General features: G+C 66.5%; 1 protein-coding gene. It reads left to right on the top strand.

Annotated elements, in window-relative coordinates; translation table 11 throughout:
- The first annotated feature begins 12 nt into the window (after nucleotides 1–12).
- Nucleotides 13–129 carry an iron chelate uptake ABC transporter family permease subunit gene (locus SB772_RS44470; RefSeq protein ID WP_410839085.1) on the top strand — a complete coding sequence of 39 codons (117 nt, stop codon included), beginning with the start codon at nucleotides 13–15 and terminating at the stop codon, nucleotides 127–129.
- Nucleotides 130–245 lie beyond the last annotated feature (116 nt).

A 245-nucleotide genomic window follows, 5' to 3' on the forward strand; every position in this document is an offset into this window, starting at 1 on the left:
GCGCTGACGCTCGTGATCGCCGACTGGCTGGGCCGCACGCTGCTGATGCCGCGCGAACTGCCCGCCGGGCTGGTGGCGACGCTGATCGGCGCGCCGTATCTCATGGTGCTGCTCGGCCGCCGCCGCTGAACGACACGCGACTCGACACACGAATTACCGATCTTTCTGGGGAACCCGATGTTTGTGCAACTGCTAAGACTGCTTCGCCGCCTGTGGCCGATCACCGTGCTGGCCACGCTGATGGG

Source organism: Paraburkholderia sp. SIMBA_030, assembly GCF_046535245.1.
GTDB lineage: Bacteria > Pseudomonadota > Gammaproteobacteria > Burkholderiales > Burkholderiaceae > Paraburkholderia.